Origin of the sequence: Streptomyces sp. NPDC056373, assembly GCF_042262425.1 — a bacterium.
GTDB lineage: Bacteria > Actinomycetota > Actinomycetes > Streptomycetales > Streptomycetaceae > Streptomyces.
Window position 1 is genome coordinate 173,478 of the sequence record NZ_JBHJPX010000008.1, and the last position, 16,562, is coordinate 190,039.

Below are 16,562 nucleotides of genomic sequence, written 5' to 3' on the forward strand. Positions count from 1 at the left end.
TCAGGCTCCGACGGGGACGGCGATGTACTTGTATTCGAGGAACTCGTCGATGCCGACGGTGCCGCCTTCGCGGCCGAGGCCGGACTGCTTGATGCCGCCGAAGGGGGCGGCGGGGTTGGAGACGAGGCCGGTGTTGAGGCCGATCATGCCGCTTTCGAGGCGTTCGGCGACGCGCAGGGCGCGGTCGAGGTTCTGGGTGAACAGGTAGGAGGCGAGGCCGAACTCGGTGTCGTTTGCGGCGGTGACGGCCTCGTCCTCGGTGTCGAAGGTGCGGATGGCGGCGACGGGCCCGAAGATCTCGGTGTCGATGATCGCGGCGTCGGGGGCGATGCCGGTCAGGACGGTGGGCGGGTAGAAGCAGCCGGGGCCTTCGGGCAGTTCGCCACCGGTGAGGACGGTGGCGCCGCGTTTGACGGCGTCCTGGACGAGGTCGTGGGCCTTGCTGCGGCCGACGGTGTCGATGAGGGGGCCTACGTCGGTGCCGGGTGCGGTGCCGTCGCCGACGGTCAGGGCGGCCATGCGGGCCGTGAGGCGCTGGGCGAACTCGTCGGCGACGGAGGTGTGGACGAAGATGCGGTTGGCGGCGCAGCAGGACTCGCCCATGTTGCGCATCTTGGCGACCATGGTGCCCTCGACGGCGGTGTCGAGGTCGGCGTCGTCGAAGACGATCAGGGGGGCGTTGCCGCCCAGTTCCATGGACGTGCGGATGACGGTGCCGGCGCACTGGGCCAGCAGGATGCGGCCGACACCGGTGGAGCCGGTGAAGGAGAGCTTGCGGATCTGCCCGCCGCGCAGGAGGGGTTCGACGACGCCGGCGGCGTCGGTGGTGGTGACGATGTTGAGGACGCCGTCGGGCAGACCGGCTTCGGTCAGGATCGCGGCCAGGGCGAGGCTCGTCAGAGGCGTCTGGGGGGCGGGTTTGAGGACGATGGTGCAGCCGGCGGCGATGGCGGGGCCGATCTTGCGGGTGCCCATCGCCAGGGGGAAGTTCCACGGGGTGATCAGCAGGCACGGCCCGACGGGCTGGCGGGAGACCAGGAGGCGGTTCTTTCCGTCCGGGGCGGTCATCAGGCCGCCGTCGATGCGGACGGCCTCCTCGGAGAACCAGCGGAAGAACTCCGCACCGTAGGCGACCTCGGCACGCGCCTCCGCCAGGGGCTTGCCCATCTCCAGCGTCATCAGCAGCGCGAGGTCCTCGGTGCGCGCGATGATCAGGTCGTAGGCGCGGCGCAGGATCTCACTGCGCGCCCGGGGGGCGGTGGCGGCCCAGGCCGCCTGCGCGGCCACCGCCGCCTCGACGGCGCGCTGCCCGTCCGCGGGGGAGGCGTCGGCGACCCGGCACAGCTCCTCGCCGGTGGCGGGGTTGTCGACGGGCAAGGTCCGGCCGGACTCCGCGTCCTGCCAGCCACCGCCGATGAACAACTGCTTGGGAACATCACGGACGACAGTCATTTTCGGTATCTCCTTGTAGCGATAGAGGTGCTGCCGACCGGTCAGCGGATGCGGTCCAGCGTCTTGTAGTAGGCGCCGGCGAAGGGCAGGAACCAGGCGGTGCCGTTGTAGAGGGGGATGCGGGGCGGGGCGATGTCGCGGGACGGATTCACCTCGGGGTGGCCGTCCATGACCTCGGCCATGACCTGCCCCATGTGCGTAGCCATCTGCACGCCGTGGCCCGCGTATCCCATGGAGTAGTGGACGCCGTCGGCGGTCTGCCCGGCGTGCACGATGCGGTCCATGGCGAAGCCGACGGAGCCGCCCCACACGTACTCGATCTTGGTGCGGGAGAGCTGGGGGAAGATCTCGCACATCTCCCGAAACAGGACCTGTCCGCTCTTCTTGTCCGAAGTGGGGTCGGACGGTGCGAAGCGGGCGCGGCCGCCGAACAGCAGCCGGTTGTCCGGGGTGAGCCGGAAGTAGTGGCAGACCTGGTTGGAGTCGACGATGAGGCGGGCCTTGGGGATGATGTCCCGGGCGAGTTCCTCGCCGAGCGGCTCGGTGACGATGATGAAACTACCCAGGCACACCTGCTGGCGGCGCAGCCACGGGAAGTTCTTGTCGGTGTAGGCGTCGGTGGCCATCATGACCTGCCCGGTGCGGATGACACCGCGTTCGGTGCTGACCTCGAAACGTCCGGCGGCGGTGCGCCGTACGCCGATGGCCGCGTTGCGCTCGTGGATCTCCACACCGGTGCGCTCGCACGCCTCGGCCATGCCGCGCACGAAACGGCCGACGTGGAGTGCGGCACTGAACGGGTCGAGCAGACCGCCGTGGTAGGCGTCGGATCCGATCTCGGAACGCAGTTCGGACTTGCCGACCAATTCGGTCTCGTGTCCGAAGTACTGGGCCAGGTCGCGCTGCTGGGCCTTCTTGGCTTCGAAGTGAGCGGGGCGGGAGGCGACGCCCAGGCGTCCGGCCCGACGGAATTGGCAGTCGATGGACTCCTCGTTCACGAGCCGCTCGACGGTGTCCACGGCCTCGCCGTAGGAGTTGTAGATCTCGCGGGCCCGTTCGAGTCCGTATCGGCGGATGGCCTGGCGCACGCCGATGGTGAAGCCCAGGTTCGCCATGCCGCCGTTGCGGGCGGAGGCGCCGGAGCCGACCTGGCCCTTCTCGACGAGGGTGACGCGGGCGCCCTTGCGCGCGGAGTGGAGGGCGGTGGAGAGGCCGGTGAGACCGGCGCCGATGACCACCAGGTCGGTGTCCTCGGTGACGGGCTTGCCGGATCGGTCGGGAAACGCCCCTGCGGTTTCTATCCAGTAGGGAATCGTCTTCATCTCGGGTCCTTAGCGGGGAAGCGGGGAGTTTCGAAAAGGGGCGGGGCGCGGCCGGGCACCACCAGGAGCCCGGCCGATGGCGCTGTCAGCGCTGTGACGGTCGGATCGACGTCGAACCGGAGGGCGTTGAGGACCGGGACCGACAGGGTGCGGAAGTTGCGTCAGTCCCAGCCGCTTCTACAGGACCCTTTCGAGGAACGCCTGGGTTCGCTTCTCGCGCGGGTTGCCCAGGACTTCGCGGGCGTCGCCGCGTTCGACTGCGATGCCTTCGTCCATGAAGAGGATTTCGTCGGCGACTTCGCGGGCGAAGCCCATCTCGTGGGTGACGAGGAGCATGGTCATGCCGTTGCCGGCGAGGTCGCGCATGACGGCGAGTACTTCGCCCACGCGTTCGGGGTCCAGTGCGCTGGTGGGTTCGTCGAACAGCATGATGGTGGGTTTCATCGCCAGCGCGCGGGCGATGGCCACGCGCTGCTGCTGACCGCCGGAGAGCTGGGCGGGGTACTTGTGGCCGCACCCCTCCAGGCCCACCTTGGCCAGCAGTTCTCGCGCCTGCTCGCGGCTGGCCTCGCGGTTCTTCTTCTGCACCAGCACCGGTCCGGACATGACGTTGTCTTCTGCGGTCATGTTGGGGAACAGGTTGAACTGCTGGAACACCATGCCGATGCGGGTGCGCTGCTGGGCCAGCCGTTTGGGGCGCACGGCGTGGTAGGCGTCGTCCTTCTCGACGTAGCCGAAGTCCTCTCCGTTGACCTTGAGGACTCCGCGGTCGACGGTCTCCAGGCCGTTGATACATCGCAGCAGTGTCGACTTGCCGGATCCGCTCGGGCCGATGATGCAGGAGATCTCCCCGGCCGCGACGGTCAGGTCGATGTCACGCAGGACCTGGTGACGTCCGTAGCTCTTGCACAGTTTGCGTGCGACGATCGTTCCGTCGGCGTTCACAGCAGGGACTCCCTCGTGGCGGGTACGGGCTGGCCGGCCCCGAGTTCGGCATCGGCAGCCGGGATCTGCCGCGTCCTACTGGTCGAGCGGGAGAAACGGCGTTCGATCATGGACTGCGGGACGCTCAGCACCAGCGTCATGATCAGGTACCAGAGGCTGGCCACGATCAGCAGCGGAATGGTCTGGTAGTTGCGGGCGTAGATCGACTGTGCGCTGTTCAGCAGGTCGGCGACGCCGAGCACGCTCACCAGCGAGGTCTCCTTGAGCATGCCGATCACCTGGTTGCCGGTGGCCGGAACGACCGACGGCATGGTCTGCGGGATGATCACGCGCCGGAGCTTGGTGAACCCTGACATGCCCAGGGACTCCGCCGCCTCGTGCTGTCCGCGAGGAACCGAGGCGAACCCGCCGCGGATGATCTCCGACATGTAGGCGGCCTGGTTCAGCGTCAGCCCCACCACGGCCGCGGTCAACGGGGTCATGATCGCGTTCACGTTCACCGGCGTGGAGATGTCGGTGAACGGGATACCGATCGAGATGTTCGGGTACAGCGCCGCGATGTTGAACCAGAAGATCAGCTGCACGAGCACCGGGGTGCCGCGGAAGAAGGCGATGTAGAGCTGGGCCAGCCCGGAAACGGGCCGCTGATGCGACATGCGCATCACCGCCAGGACCAGCCCGAGCAGGGTGCTCAGCGCCATGCTGACCGCGGTGAGAACCAGCGTGATCAGCAGACCGTTGAGAATCGATTGCGTGGTGAAGTAGCTGAACACCACCGGCCAGCGATAGTTCTCGTTCGTCACCGCCGTCCACACCAGACCGGCGACGATCGCGATCGCGACGGCCCAGGTGACATAGTCGCGCGGTCGTTTCGGCGTGATCCGCTTCTTTTCTTCGGCCAGCAGTTGTGACACCGGTCGGCTCCTGGTCTTCGTACCGATCAGATCCGTGGACATGTCAGTCCTGCGGGACGGCCATGGCCGCGGTCTTGATCCCGAGGTCCTTCAGACCCCAGCGGCCCAGCGCCTGGGTGTACTTGGGGTCGTCGATGATCGACTGGATGGCAGCCTGCACAGCGGGGGTCAGCGCAGAGTCCTTCTTCAGCGCGACGGCCACGGGCTTGGTGGCCACCAGGGGCTTGAGGACATCGAACGTCCTGGGCTGCTGCCGGGCCGCCCACTCGAGCGAGACGAAGTCGTACATCACCGCGTCGATCCGCTTGGAGACCAGCTGGGTCAGAGCGTCGTTCACGCTGGGCAGGGTCACCGCGTCGATGGCCGGCTTGCCCTTGCTCGTACAGTCCTGCTTGGACAGCTGGGGCAGCCACTGCAGCTCCGCGGTGCTGCCGGAGGTGACGGCGACACGGTGCCCGCACAGCGTGTGGGTGCCCAGCTTCTGCGGATTTCCGTAAGGGACGGACACTCCGGTCCCGGAGTTGGCGTAGTCGATCATGTCGAGCACCTTCAGCCGGTCGCTGGTGGCACCCATGGTGGAGGCGGTGAAGTCGTACCGATCGGCCTGCAGGCCGGTGATGATGGTGTCGAACTTGACGTTGTTGATCTGCAGCTTCAGGCCGAGCTTGGCGGCGATCAGCCGGGACATGTCCGGGTTGAACCCGATCGGGGTCTTGTTGTCCGACGCCATGAACGTGGTGGGCGGATAGGCCAGGTCCATGGCCACCGAGAGCGTGCCCCTGGACTTCACCGCCGCGGGCAGCAGCTTCACCGCCTTCGCATCCGGCTTCACACCGACCGAGATGTCGTCGGTGGGCTCGGCCGACGCACCGGCACCCCCGCCCTGCGTCGTGCCCTTCGCCCCCACGTTCTGCCCGGTGCCGCTCGCCCCGCACGCGGCGAGCGCGAGGGCCAGGGCGGTGGTGACGATCGGGATGCTCAGGTGCCTGTTGACCTGCATCGCAGCGGCCACAGAGCCTGCGGTGCGGAGTACGGTTCTGCGGCCTGTCCTGTTGCTTTCCATGGCGGTGCCTCCTGGGGAACGCTGGGGATACGGGGAATCCGTGATGCGGGGACGACGTGGGGATCGGACGGGGGGGGCGTCGTCAGCCGGCGGCCGGAAACGCGCGGGGCTCATGGGCGGCCACGCGAGACCGGGCGCCTGTAGGAAAAGGGTGCTGAGTGAGCGGGTATGCGTCGCGCGTCAGATGCCCAGCATCTGGTTGAGCTCGTCCAGGGACTTGACGGGCACGTAGTCGTAGCCGTGGGTCACCGGGTCGTAGCCGCGGTCCAGGAGGATCAGGTTGCGGAAGCCCATGTCGTGCATCGGCATCAGGTCGTAGCGGGTGTGCGAGGAGACGTGCACGAAGTCCTCGGGGGAAGCACCGAGACGGTCGAGCATGTACTCGAAGGCGGCGTAGCGGGGCTTGTAGAAGCCCGCCTGCTCCGCGGTGTACACCGCGTGGAAGTCCGCTCCCAGCCGGGGCACGCTCTCCGCGAGGAAGGAGTCGTCCGCGTTGGAGAGGATGACCAGCTTGTAGTGCTCGCCCATCCTCTTCAGCGGCTCGGGGATGTCGGCGTGCGGGCCCCAGCTGCGGACGCCGTCGGCGAACCGCCTGCCCGCGTCCGGGTCCGCCTTCAGGCCCCACTTGCGGCAGACCCGCTCGAAGGAGTCCTGCAGCACCTCTTCGTAGGCGTAGTACTCACCGCGGACCTGGTCGTAGCGGTAACCGCGGAACTCCCGCACGAACTGGTCCCACTTGTCGGCGGGGATCCGGTCGCCGACCAGCTCACGCGTGATGGGGGTGATCGGGTATTCGATCAGGGTGCCGTAGCAGTCGAACGAGACGTACTTCGGGCGGAACGAGCGTTCGCTCATGGAAGGGCTCCGATTTCTGGAGGGCGAGCAGCCGGGCGTGATCGGCTTTTTTCGGTAATTATCCGGCAGTCGGAAGAGGGACGTCCCCATGGCGGGGCGAGGTGACGGAAGATCAGACGGCGTGGGCCCCGGTCGGCGCGAGGAAGCCGACGGGATGGTCGGTGACACCGTCGAGGGCCAGATCGGCGGCGATCTCACCCATGGCGGGCGAGAGTTTGAAGCCGCTGCCGGAGAAGCCGGCCATGACGATGATGTCGTCCTCGCCGGGGAGGTGGCCGACGAGCGGGTTTCCCGAGTCGGTGTAGCCCTCCATGTAGACCGACAGCCGGATGGGGTCGGGGTTCAGGTCGGGCATCAGCTCGCTGATGAGCTCGCGGAAGGTGGCGAGTTCCTCCGGGCGGACCGTGCGGTCGAGCCGTTCGGGGTCGGGTACGGGCAGATAGCGGGCGAAGGACAGGCCCAGCTTGACGGAGATGCCGTCGGGCGAGGGAAGTCCGTAGCAGTCGTGCGGTGTGCTGCGGACGAAGGCCGGGGCGCCGCCCGCGAACCAGTCGTGGCGGGTGGGGATGTGCCAGGAGCTGATCAGCCGGCGGATGTCGACGGCCCGCGGCAGGCCCGGGAGCAGGGTGTTGACCCACGGGCCGACGGTCACCACCGCAGTGTCCACGTGGTCCGTGCCGTGGTCGGTGACGATGTGCACCCCGCCGCCTGCCGCCGGGGCGATCTCCCGTACCGGCGTGTAGCGGTGCAGTCGGGCGCCCAGTTGCTCGGCGCGGGCGGCGGCGGCCTGGATCGACGCCTCGGGCCTGATGATGCAGCCCATCCGGTCGAGCACGGCGGTGTGCCCGTCCGGGAGGCGGTGCTGGGGGTAGCGGCGGGCGAGTTCCTCACGGTCCAGCACCTCGTGGTCCAGCTGGTGAGTGGTGCTGGCGGAGACGAGGAGGCGCATGGACGGGGAGGCGGTCTCTCCCATCACCAGGCAACCGCTGCGACGGCGCAGCGAGAAGCCCGTTTCGCGCTGGAGCCGGTCCCACATCCGGTCGGCGAGCCGCAGCAGCGGGACATAAGCCGGGTCACCGAGGTGCACGGCGCGGAAGATGCGGCTCTCGCCGCCGGCAGCGCCGCGGTCGTGCCCCGGCGCGTACCGGTCGTAGCCGATGACCTCGGCTCCGCGGGCGGCCAGTCGCCACATGGCCTGGCTGCCCATGCTGCCGGCGCCGATGACGGCGACGCGCTTGGATGTGCGGCGCATGAGGTCGCTCCTTTCGCCGGGGTGGCAACGGGTGGCAGTGGTTGCCCCAGCACCGAACGGACACCGTGCGGACCGACGCGGTCCGTGTCCCGCTGGGGATGGCGTTCACTTTCGACCCGGGCGAACACACAGGTCAACCCACACTGTGTTCCACCTCGCGACCTTCTCGAGACGGTCTGTCACGGCGGACGTCCAAGCCTCGGAAAGTGCTCGCCCTCCTCTTGTCACGGTGGGTGGCCGGTGCGAGGGTGACCCCCGATCCCCTGGAAGAAAGCACCGTCTATGCCGCCCAGACACCCTGTAAGCGGGCACTTCCCCACCATCGCGGAGGTTCTTCGTCTGCCCGTGCTCACCGAAGGGATGCCGCGCGTCCTGGCCGGCGAGTCACAGCTGAACCGTGCGGTGCGCTGGGTGCACGTCACCGAGCTGCTCAATCCGGCCGACTTCCTCGAGGGCGGGGAGCTGGTGCTGACGACCGGCATGCCGCATCCGGAGGACCCCTCCAAACTCCGGGACTACGTCGATCAACTCGCCGACGTCGGCGCGGCCGGCCTGATCGTGGAGCTCGGTTACCGCTACCGGAAGGTGCCGGAGGAGCTGGTGGGGGCCTGCCGTGCCCGTGAGGTGCCGCTGATCGAGCTGGCCCGCGGCGTCCGTTTCATCGACGTCACGCAGACGGTGCACGCGCTCATCCTGGACGCCCAGGGCGCGCTGCTGCGCCGCGGGAGGGACATCCAGGACATTTTCACGGCCCTGACGTTGCGGGGCGCGAGTCCCGAGGAGCTGGTGCACACCACCGCGGAGCTCACCGGGGCGCCGGTGGTGCTGGAGGATCTCACCCACCGTGCCCTGATGTGCGAGTTGCTCGGCCGGCCGTACGAGCCGGTCGTGTCGGCCTGGGCCCGGCGTTCCCGGGCCGCGCCGACCCCGGAGAAGCTCGCGCCGAGCGGCCCGGAGGGGTGGCTGATCGCCCCGGTCCAGGATCACCACGGGCCCTGGGGGCGGCTGGTCCTGCTGGACAGCCGGCTGAACACGGAGCCCGACCCGGAGCATGTCCTGGTCCTGGAGCGCGCCGCGGTGGCGCTGACCATGGCGCGTCTGGCCGGGCCGGCCTGGTGGGAGCGCCGGGCCCACCGCTCCGTGCTGCGGGACCTGTACGAACGGCGGTTCCGCTCCCCCGCCGACGCCCGCGCCCGCGCGGAGGCGCTGGGACTGCCCGCGTTCGGGCACCGCCTCTTCGCCGTGGTCATCCGCCACACCCGGCGCGGCGGCGAGGGGGAACAGCTCGACGAACGGATCGCGAAGGCCCTGGTCCAGACGGGCGTCCGCGCACTGGTCGGGGAGACCGCGCCGGGCCGCATCGGCGTCCTGCTCGCGCTGGCCCAGGCCAGCGCCTGGCAGCCGGTCGCCGAGCGGATCGGCCGTCTCGCCCGCGAGGAACTCGGCGAGGGGGCCGTCGTCGCCGTCGGCCCGGGGGTGACCGACCTCTCCGGGATCGCCCGGTCGTGGCAGGAAGCCGAGCAGACTGCCGAGGCCATCACACCGGTGTCCCCGGAACGGTGGTTCTACGTGCCCGCCGATGTGGAGCTCCCGGAACTCCTCGGCGTCCTGCGCGCGGACACCCGTCTCCAGCGGTACGCGGAACGGCAGCTGGCCCGTCTCATCGAGCACGACGACCGCAACGGCGGCGACCTGCTGCCCGCGCTGCGGGCCTATCTGACGGCCGCCGGGAACAAGTCGGTCGCGGCGAAGCTGGCCGGCATGTCGCGGCAGGCCTACTACCAGCGCCTGCACACCATCGAACGGCTCCTGGGCTGCGACCTGGAATCGGGCCTGCAGCGCACGTCCCTGCACGTCGCGGTGCTGGTCCTGGACGCGGGCGCGGGCGCTGTACCGGGCAGCTGAAGGGCCTGTCGGCCGGTGCGGGATCGGCCGTGCGTTCGTTCGTCGTGTTCGGCCTCCAGTCTCACCGGTCCGTGAGAGCCAGCCGGCACGTCTCCCCGGGTTCCACCCCGACCGCCCGGTCGGGCAGTTCGACCTCGATCGGCGGGAGGCCCGACGGCGGCACGGTGATCTCCAGCCGTCCGCTCGTCAACCGCAGCCGTATGCCCCAGTGGCCCTGGTAGCGGATGGAGAAGCCGTACGAGGACAGCTCCGGCAGCGGCACGGGGTCCAGCCACAGCGACCCCGCTCGGGTCTCCAGACCGGGCAGTCCCCGCTGGACCAGGTCGAGGGTGCCTGCCATGGCACCCAGGTGGATGCCCTCGCCGGTGGTGCCGCCCTGCAGGTCGGCGATGTCGCCGCGCAGGGCCTCCTGGCAGTACCGCCACGCGTCGGCCCGTCGGCATCGCGCCAGGACCCAGCCGTGGACCAGCCCGCTCAGGGTGGAGCCGTGGCTGGTGCGGGCCAGGTAGTGGTCGACGGTGCGCCGCCAGGTCTCCTCGTCCAGCCGGTGGCCCAGCCGTCCGAAGAGACGCCGGAGTTCGGACGGAGAGAAAAGGTAGCCGAGCATCAGCACGTCGGCCTGCTTGGACGCCTGGTAGCGGTTGACGCTGTCGCCCTCGGCCTCCAGGATCCGGTCCAGGCGCCGGATGTCGCCGTAGCGTTCGCGGTAGTCGTCCCAGTCGAGTTCGGCGAGTTCGCCGTACCCCTCGAACTGGCTGATGACCCCGTCGTGGAACGGCACGTGGAGCGTGCGCGAGACCTCCTGCCAGCGGTCGGGTTCACCGTCGTCCAGGGCGATGCGTTCCACGAGCTCGCGGCAGCGCGGTTCGGGGAGGGTACGCAGCACCTCCAGGGCGCGGGCGAGGACCCAGGACGCCGTGACGTTGGTGTACGCGTTGTCGTCCAGGCCCGGCCGCTCGGCGCCCGGGTAGGCGTCGTGGTACTCGTCGGGTCCGACGACACCCCGGATGCGGTGCCGCCCAAGGTTCTCGTCCCAGGTGGCCGAGTCGGCCCAGAAGCGCGCGATCTGCACCAGCATCTCGGCGCCCGTGGTGTGCAGGAACTCCACGTCGCCGCCGGCCTCGCAGTACTGCCACACGTTGTACGCGATCGCCGAACCGACGTGGTGCTGGAGGTGGCTGTGGTCGGGCAGCCAGCGGCCCGAGCGGGGGTTGAGGTGCAGCCGCTGGGACTCCTCCCGTCCGTCGCTGCCGCTCTGCCAGGGGTACAGGGCACCCCGGCGGCCGAGGGCCCGTGCCGCGGCGCGGGCCCGGTCCAGACGCCGGTGGCGGTAGCGGAGCAGGGCGCGGGACACCTCCGGGAAGTGCAGGTTCAGATACGGCAGGACGAACAGCTCGTCCCAGAAGACATGGCCGCGGTAGGCCTCGCCGTGGAGCCCGCGGGCCGGTACGCCCACGTCCAGGTCGGCGGTGTGCGGTGAGAGGGTCTGGAGGACGTGGAAGAGGTGCAGGCGCAGGATGTCCCCGGCTTCCCCCGGGACGTCGATCTCGGCCCGGCGCCACAGGTGGTCCCAGGCCGTGCGGTGTGATGCCAGCAGAGCGTCGAAGTCCGGGGCCGCGCCCACCCCGTCCACTGCTGCCTGCAACGGGTCGCTGATCGCCGGATCGCGCGAGGTGTGCAGGGCGATGGTCTTGTCGAGGGTGACGGTACGGCCGGGGGTGAGGGGCAGCGTGGCGCGCTGGACGGCGCGTGCGGGTTCGTGCCCGTCCGTGACCGGTTCCCCGGCCGTCAGCCGGGAGGCCATGCCGATCCGGATGTCCGAGGTGCGGGTGCGGCAGCGCAGCCAGACCGTGCCGGGTACGGCGGTGCCGGTGTGCACGTGGGTCAGGTGACGGCCGTCCAGGTCGCGGTAGCGCGGAACCCCGTCGTTGACGACCGTCCCGTCGAGCGCGGCCTCGATCTCCAGCTCGCCGGTGAAGTTCTCGGCGGTGAGATCGGTGCGCAGCGCCGCGAGGTGCGGATCGCCCATGTGCACCAGCCGTCGCTGCCGCAGGGAGAGCACCCGCCCGCCTCCGAGGGCGTACCGGGTGCTGCGCTCCAGCAGTCCGGAACCCAGGAGGAGGGTCTGGCGGTGGCCGAGGACGGTCGCCGAGTCGGGGGTGAGCCACTGCCCGCCCGCCGGACGGACCCGCAGAGGCAGCCAGTCGGGGAGGTTGACCAGGTCCTCGTTCTCGACGCGGCGTCCCGCGACCTCGGAGGTGAGGCGGTTGCAGCAGCCCGCCGCGTAGGTGCCCGGGTAGTGCACGTCGTCCGCCGTGCACTCGGGCAGCGCCCCGCGGGTGGCGAAATGGCCGTTGCCCAGCGTGCACAGCGACTCCCGCAGGCGTTCCTCCGTGGGACGGTACCCCTCGTAGGTCCAGGTCCGATCCGTCACGGGCGCGGTTCCCGCCGTTGCTGCAGCGGCACCACCGCCACCGGGCACGCGGCGTGCTGCAGCAACGTGTGGGCGGCCATGCCGAGCTGGAGCCCGAAGCGCCCCCGGCGGCGTCGTGCTCCGACGACGACCAGGTCGGCCGCGGCCGAGCGGTGCAAGAGCTCCTTGCGGGCCGGGCCCTCGACCGTGGCGCGGTGCACCCGGGCCCCGGGGTGATCCGCCATGGCGGGGCCGAGCAGGTCGTCGAGTTCCGTGCGGGCCCTCTCCTCGTCGTCCCCGTCGGATGTATCGGCTGCCGCCGGCGAGGCGTGGCGCCGGGCCCGGACCACGTCCAGGACACCTCCGCGGGCCTCGGCCTCGCGGAAGGCGAAGCGCACCGTCTCCTCGCCGGTGGCCGGACCTCCGGCGGCAAGCAGGATCCGCCGGTGGGCGCCCGCCACGCCGGCCCGGGAGCCGCGGACCACGATGACCGGGCAGTGGGCGCGGGCCGCCTCGTCCACCGCCCGGTCGACCGCAGGCAGGCTGCCCTCAGAACCGTCGGCCCCTGCGACCAGGGGAACTTCCGTCGTCATCGTTCCCACCGCCTCGTGCACGGCATGGTCGGACCCACTCGGCGTGTGCGCCCTCAGACCACGGTGATGCGGCGTCCGGTGACGGTGACGGGCTCGATGCGCAGCCACAGGCCGCGCGGACCTCCCGCCCAGGGGGCGCTGTACGCCTGCTCTTCGAGACGGGCGACGTCGTCCGGATCCGTCACGGTCGTCGCGGGCCCCCGCACCAGCACGCTCCACCCCTCGCTGAACGCCTCGTCGATGCGGTCAATCTCGAAGGCGACCCGGTGGCCGTCCGCCTGTGCCGGGGTCGTTCCGGGCGCGGTACGGAAGACGATGCCGCCGTCGACGACGCTGTAGTTGACCGGCACGACGACAGGCCCGGAGTCCGCGGGCACGGCGAGGCGGCCCACCCCGTGGGTGGAGAGCAGGGAGCGGCACTCCGCTTCGGTCAGCTCCGTGAAGCGGGGTGTGCGGGCGGCCCGGCCGAGGCCGGGAGGCAGCTCGGTGTCGCCACCGGTCAGATGCCACACCGTGGTCTTGAGCGCCCCCGCCAGCCGGAGGAGGGTGCCCGCACCCGGGTCGGCGGGCGGTCGCTCCTCCAGGTACTGCAGGTAGGCCGGCGACATGCCGGCCCGTGCGGCCGTCTCCTGCCGGCTCAGGCCGAGTTCCGTACGCCGCTGGGCGATCCGCCGCCCGAGGTCGCCCATCGGGTGTCCTTCGACGGCATGCGACGAGGCGCGTTCGGTCATGACGCGTCACCTCTCTCCTTCGTCAGGCCGCCCGGTAGGGGACGACCTCCTCGTGCGGCTCCTCGCCCAGCACGACCTTGAGGGCGCCGGTGTCGGCGGCCCCGGCGAAGACGTCGTACGCCTCCTCCATGTGGGTCAGCGGGAAGGTGTGCGTGACCAGTTGCCCGGTGGGCAGGCGGCCGGCCGAGGCCATCCGGAGCAGGGTGGGGGTGGAGTAGGTGTCCACCAGCCCCGTGGTGATGGTGACGTTCTTGATCCACAGATCCTCCAGGTGGAGGGTCACGGGTTTGCCGTGCACGCCGGCATTGGCGACGTGACCGCCGGGCCGCACCATGCGCGTGCAGAGTTCGAAGGCCTCCGGGGCGCCGACCGCCTCGACCACCACATCCGCGCCCAGTCCGTCGGTGAGGTCTGCGACAAGCTGTTCGGGTGCCTCCCGGGCGTCCGCCACGGCGTCCGCGCCGAGGTGCTTCGCCGCTTCCAGCCGCGCTGCGGCGAGGTCCACCGCGACGATGCGCTCCGGAGCGAACAACCGGGCCGTCGCGACGGCCGCGAGCCCGATCGGGCCGGCACCGACGACGGCGACGGTGTCCCCGGGACGTACGTGCCCGTTGAGCACGCCGACCTCGTAGGAGGTGGGGAAGATGTCGGCCAGCAGCACGGCGTCCCTGCCGTCCAGGGTGCTGGACAGCGGGTGCACGGAGAGGTCCGCGTACGGCACGCGGACGTACTCGGCCTGGGTGCCGTCGATCAGGCGGCCCAGGATCCAGCCACCGCCGCCACGGCACTGGCCGTACGTGCCCTCACGGCAGGGCCGGCAGCGGCCGCATGCGGTGATGCAGGAGACCAGCACCCGGTCGCCCGGCCGCACCGTGCGGACGTCGGTGCCGACGTCGACGATCTCACCGACCGCCTCGTGCCCGAGGACGGTTCCCGGACGGACCTCGGGGACGTCGCCCTTGAGGATGTGCAGGTCCGTTCCGCAGATGGTGACGGCGTCGACGCGCACGATGGCGTCGGTCGCCTCCTGGACGCCCGGGTCCGGGACGTCCTCCCAGGCGGACTGTCCGGGGCCGTGGAAGACGTAGCCCTTCATGGCGGTACCCCCTGACTGGTGCGGGTGCTGTGTCCGGTTTGCTCCGCAGTTCCAGCTTGGCGCGGATCGGCGCGACGCGCTTGGGCCGGCTTCACGAGGGCGAGCTCGCGGCACACGAGGGCAGGCTCGCGTCACACAGGGGCGAGCTCGCGGCCGATCTTCGCCGCCCATGCCTCGATCCGCTCGAAGTCGCGGAAGTCCCCGCCTCTTCCGTTGCGCACGATCATCCGGGCGACCCAGCCCCTGGCACCCTCGCGCAGACAGCCGCCGAAGGTGACGTGTTCCCTGACATCGAGCCGGGCCATGGCCCGATTCACCCCGGGCACGGGCGGAATCTCCCGCTCCGAGGCCGAGGGGTCGAGCGGGCCGCTGCTGAAGAACCACAGCGGGCGCTCGGCCAGGGCCTTGCCGTGACGGCGGACGAAGCGGCGGGCGTCCTTGTGCCAGTGGCCGGCGTAGAGGCCGCCACCGACCACGACCGCGTCGTACTCCGTCACGCTCCGCAGGGCGCCGGCCGGGAGGGCCTCGGCCGTCAGTCCTTCCTTGCGCAGGACCCTGGCAATCGTCTCGGCGATCTCCGCGGTCGATCCGTTCGTCGTCCCGTAGGCGACGAGCACGCTCGTCGGCATGACGGTCCGCCTCCTCTCACGGGGTGCGCGGCCGCTCGTCGGCCACGCCGTGCGGCAGCTGTTCGTCCGGCCCGCGGCCCGTGTCGTCCGGCCACCGGCCCAGTTCGTCGACGACCTCCTCGTGGTGTTTCACGGTTCTGCCGCCGCCTCGGGGACGACCGCGACGGGACAGGCGGCGTGGTGCAGCACGGCGTGCGTGACGTGACCGATGCGGGGGCCGAAGCGTCCGTGGGGCTGCCGCGCGCCGACCACGAGCAGGTCGGCACCGGCCGAGGCGTCGAGCAGGACGGCCCTGGCCTCTCCCTCGACGGCCCTCCGGCGCACCTCCACGTCCGGGTGTTCCTCCACCGGCGCGCGCAGCCCGGTCCGCACGGCCTCCATGGCCCGCTGCCGGTGCACCTGACCTGGTTCTCCGGTGAACAGGGAGCGCTCGGCCGTCTCACGCGCGGGCCGGTGCCAGGCCCGTACCGCCTCGACGGGTACGCCGCGCCGGGCCGCCTCCCGGAAGGCGAAGCGCACCGCAGCCGAGTCCGCCGGCCGGTCGGGGACCCCGAGAGCGACGGGCCGTCCCCGGGGCCCGGGCTCCTCGTCGCGGTCACCGCGCACCACGATCACCGGGCCGTCCGCCTGCCCGGCGACCGCGAGGCTGACCGAACCGAGCAGCAGTTCGGCGGCGCTCCCCCGGCCGCGCGAGCCCAGGACCAGCGCCGCGGCCTTGCGCGCCGCACGGCGCAACGTGGGTACCGGCCCCTCGGGCACGACCTCGGTGGTGACCTCCAGGCCGGGGATCCGCGCCCGGGCGCGTTTGGCGGCGGCCACCGCGAGGACGTCGGTGAGCATCCGCTCCGACGGCGGCTCCCGGCCCCCGGGGAAGACGGCGTGCTCGTAGCGCTCCCACAGCGACGCGTACACCACGTGCAACGGCACTCCCCGCAGCGCGGCCTCGTCGGCCGCCCAGTCCACGGCCCGAAGGCTCGCCCCGGAACCGTCCACACCGACGGTGATCGGCTGGTTCATCGCCGGGGTCCCTCCCCGGTCGGCAACGGATGGCGGCGGACACGCCGCCCCACCACGATCAGCGACGCCTCGCGCGGGGCGCTGATCAGCCGGTCCGCCGGGTTGCCCGGACGAGACACCTCGGCCACCTCGACGGACGGTGGCCGCCCGGACACGTGCTCCGGCGCCACCTCGACCGAGGGGTGCCGCAGCCGCACACCCGCGGCGGTCTCGCGGACGATCTTCCCGCTTCGGTGCTGGTGGGTACCGGCACCGAGCAGCGGGGCCCGCGCCACGGGTTCCGGCACGGGCTCGCACTCGTGGAGGAACCTCAAGACCCCCGACCGGTTTCCGGGACGCATCGCAAGAGCGCCTCCTCAGACTCACGGCAGTGGC

Annotated in this window: 15 protein-coding genes; 1 reads left to right on the forward strand and 14 read right to left on the reverse strand. The window is 70.9% G+C overall.

What is annotated here, in order from left to right; genetic code table 11:
* The 7 genes from ACFCXS_RS18560 to solA form a co-directional block, all read right to left on the reverse strand.
* Complete coding sequence (locus tag ACFCXS_RS18560; protein ID WP_376644406.1) at window positions 1-1,452, reverse strand: NAD-dependent succinate-semialdehyde dehydrogenase; 1,452 nt, start codon at window positions 1,450-1,452, stop codon at window positions 1-3.
* A gap of 41 nt (window positions 1,453-1,493) precedes the next feature.
* Window positions 1,494-2,774 carry an NAD(P)/FAD-dependent oxidoreductase gene (locus ACFCXS_RS18565; RefSeq protein ID WP_376644407.1) on the reverse strand — a complete coding sequence of 427 codons (1,281 nt, stop codon included), beginning with the start codon at window positions 2,772-2,774 and terminating at the stop codon, window positions 1,494-1,496.
* Between the two features lie 177 nt (window positions 2,775-2,951).
* Window positions 2,952-3,719 carry an amino acid ABC transporter ATP-binding protein gene (locus tag ACFCXS_RS18570; protein ID WP_376644408.1) on the reverse strand — a complete coding sequence of 256 codons (768 nt, stop codon included), beginning with the start codon at window positions 3,717-3,719 and terminating at the stop codon, window positions 2,952-2,954.
* A complete protein-coding gene (locus ACFCXS_RS18575; protein WP_376644409.1) occupies window positions 3,716-4,675 on the reverse strand; it encodes an amino acid ABC transporter permease in 960 nt (319 codons plus the stop codon). Before ACFCXS_RS18575 ends, ACFCXS_RS18570 begins: the two co-directional genes overlap by 4 nt.
* Window position 4,676: 1 nt before the next feature.
* Window positions 4,677-5,645, reverse strand: coding sequence for an ABC transporter substrate-binding protein (locus ACFCXS_RS18580; RefSeq protein WP_376644410.1), 969 nt, complete (start codon window positions 5,643-5,645; stop codon window positions 4,677-4,679).
* 231 nt (window positions 5,646-5,876) lie between these two features.
* On the reverse strand, window positions 5,877-6,551 hold the full coding sequence (locus ACFCXS_RS18585) for a haloacid dehalogenase type II (RefSeq protein WP_376644411.1): 675 nt from the start codon (window positions 6,549-6,551) through the stop codon (window positions 5,877-5,879).
* Window positions 6,552-6,663: 112 nt separating this feature from the next.
* Window positions 6,664-7,803, reverse strand: a complete 1,140-nt coding sequence (gene solA, locus ACFCXS_RS18590; RefSeq protein ID WP_376644412.1) for an N-methyl-L-tryptophan oxidase — start codon at window positions 7,801-7,803, stop codon at window positions 6,664-6,666.
* A gap of 282 nt (window positions 7,804-8,085) precedes the next feature.
* Here solA and ACFCXS_RS18595 point away from each other — a divergent pair, with 282 nt between their 5' ends.
* Entirely contained in the window at window positions 8,086-9,708 is a 1,623-nt protein-coding gene (locus ACFCXS_RS18595) for a PucR family transcriptional regulator (RefSeq protein ID WP_376644413.1), read from the forward strand.
* Window positions 9,709-9,769: 61 nt separating this feature from the next.
* Here ACFCXS_RS18595 and ACFCXS_RS18600 read toward each other — a convergent pair whose 3' ends face one another.
* The 7 genes from ACFCXS_RS18600 to ACFCXS_RS18630 form a co-directional block, all read right to left on the reverse strand.
* Complete coding sequence (locus ACFCXS_RS18600) at window positions 9,770-12,142, reverse strand: glycoside hydrolase family 65 protein (protein ID WP_376644414.1); 2,373 nt, start codon at window positions 12,140-12,142, stop codon at window positions 9,770-9,772.
* Window positions 12,139-12,714 carry a universal stress protein gene (locus tag ACFCXS_RS18605; protein WP_376644415.1) on the reverse strand — a complete coding sequence of 192 codons (576 nt, stop codon included), beginning with the start codon at window positions 12,712-12,714 and terminating at the stop codon, window positions 12,139-12,141. The genes ACFCXS_RS18600 and ACFCXS_RS18605 overlap by 4 nt, the downstream gene beginning before the upstream one ends.
* Before the next feature lie 53 nt (window positions 12,715-12,767).
* Window positions 12,768-13,445 (reverse strand): helix-turn-helix domain-containing protein, encoded by a 678-nt coding sequence (locus ACFCXS_RS18610; protein ID WP_376644416.1) that lies wholly within the window; start codon window positions 13,443-13,445, stop codon window positions 12,768-12,770.
* Between the two features lie 22 nt (window positions 13,446-13,467).
* Window positions 13,468-14,541 carry a zinc-dependent alcohol dehydrogenase family protein gene (locus tag ACFCXS_RS18615; protein WP_376644417.1) on the reverse strand — a complete coding sequence of 358 codons (1,074 nt, stop codon included), beginning with the start codon at window positions 14,539-14,541 and terminating at the stop codon, window positions 13,468-13,470.
* Between the two features lie 131 nt (window positions 14,542-14,672).
* Complete coding sequence (locus ACFCXS_RS18620; protein ID WP_376644418.1) at window positions 14,673-15,170, reverse strand: flavodoxin domain-containing protein; 498 nt, start codon at window positions 15,168-15,170, stop codon at window positions 14,673-14,675.
* A gap of 129 nt (window positions 15,171-15,299) precedes the next feature.
* Window positions 15,300-16,187 (reverse strand): universal stress protein, encoded by an 888-nt coding sequence (locus ACFCXS_RS18625; protein ID WP_376644419.1) that lies wholly within the window; start codon window positions 16,185-16,187, stop codon window positions 15,300-15,302.
* Window positions 16,184-16,474 carry a hypothetical protein gene (locus tag ACFCXS_RS18630; RefSeq protein WP_376644420.1) on the reverse strand — a complete coding sequence of 97 codons (291 nt, stop codon included), beginning with the start codon at window positions 16,472-16,474 and terminating at the stop codon, window positions 16,184-16,186. Before ACFCXS_RS18630 ends, ACFCXS_RS18625 begins: the two co-directional genes overlap by 4 nt.
* Window positions 16,475-16,562 lie beyond the last annotated feature (88 nt).